Raw genomic sequence first — 1,320 nt, 5'->3', positions numbered from 1 at the left:
TGATATTACGGTTGGCGCGGAGTTAACGGAGTCATGGGTGAGGTCCGTCACTAATACTCAACTGTCCGCTGTTCGCATCCGGCTTTTATGGGGACCGTTACAGGAACAGAAAGAAGACAATGGGGATACGGTCGGCTATGTCATTGACTACGCGATAGATGTGGCGACCGATGGCGGGGCTTATCAGGAGGTTTTGAAGACGGCAGTCGATGGTAAGACGACAACCAAATACCCAAGGTCACACCGTATTGATTTACCGAAAGCGATGGCGGGTTGGATGGTTCGCGTTCGTCGCCTGACCCCCAAACAGACCAGCGTCCGCATATTTGACACGATGGTAGTAGAGGCGATCACTGAGGTCATTGATGCCAAACTGAGTTACCCCGAAACCGCCTTACTCTTTGTCCAGTTTGACGCGAAACAGTTCCCCAGAATCCCCCAGATATCGTGTGAGCCGAAGATGCGCATTATCCGCGTTCCGGCCAACTATGACCCCGAGAGCCGCCATTACTCCGGTGTCTGGGACGGGTCGTTTAAATGGGCATGGACAGATAACCCGGCGTGGGTACTGTATGACCTGATGATTAATGACCGGTTCAGCATCGGCGCGCGAGTGAAAGCGGAGAACCTCGCCCTGGCAAAATGGGATTTGTACCGTATCGCTCAGTATTGCGATCAGCCCGTGCCTGATGGTAAGGGCGGTCAAGAGCCGAGATTTACCTGTAATGTGTATATCCAGTCACAAGAGGATGCCTGGACAGTCCTGAAAGACATTGCCGGCATCTTTCGGGGCATGACGTTCTGGGCAAACAACAATATGAATGCGCTGGCCGATATGCCGCGAGATATGGATTACATCTACACCCGCGCCAATGTTCGGGACGGTAAGTTTACTTATGCCAGTGCCAGCGAGAAGACCCATTACAGTACCGCGATGGTGAGCTGGTCAGATCCGCAGAACGGCTATCAGGATGCGGTGGAGCCCGTCTTCGAAAACCGCTTGATACGCCGATTTGGGGTTAAACAGGCCGATATTACCGCGATTGGTTGCACCCGCCAGAGTGAGGCTATCCGGCGCGGGAAATGGGTGCTGCATACCAATGAATATGACCGCATGGTGTCGTTTACGGTGGGGTTGGATGGAAAGCTCCCCTTACCCGGTTACATTATCGGCGTGGCGGATGAAATGTTTTCCGGCCGTGTAATGGGTGGGCGCATCAGTGTGGTGGAGGGGCGTAACATTACATTAGACAGGGTATCGTCTGCAAAAGTGGGCGAGCGGTTAATTCTGAACCTGCCTTCTGGTAAAGCGGAAGGGCG

At 53.5% G+C, this 1,320-nt stretch carries 1 protein-coding gene; it reads left to right on the top strand.

Annotated features, from left to right (window positions below):
• Nucleotides 1–1,320, top strand: a 1,320-nt coding sequence (locus PSI22_RS21165; RefSeq protein ID WP_273581447.1) for a TipJ family phage tail tip protein, incomplete at both ends; no start/stop codon positions are given.

This window comes from Xenorhabdus aichiensis (assembly GCF_028598775.1).
Classification (GTDB): Bacteria; Pseudomonadota; Gammaproteobacteria; order Enterobacterales; family Enterobacteriaceae; genus Xenorhabdus; species Xenorhabdus bovienii.
The sequence above is the reverse complement of the archived record's forward strand: the minus strand, read 5'-3'. Positions and strand labels throughout refer to the sequence as shown.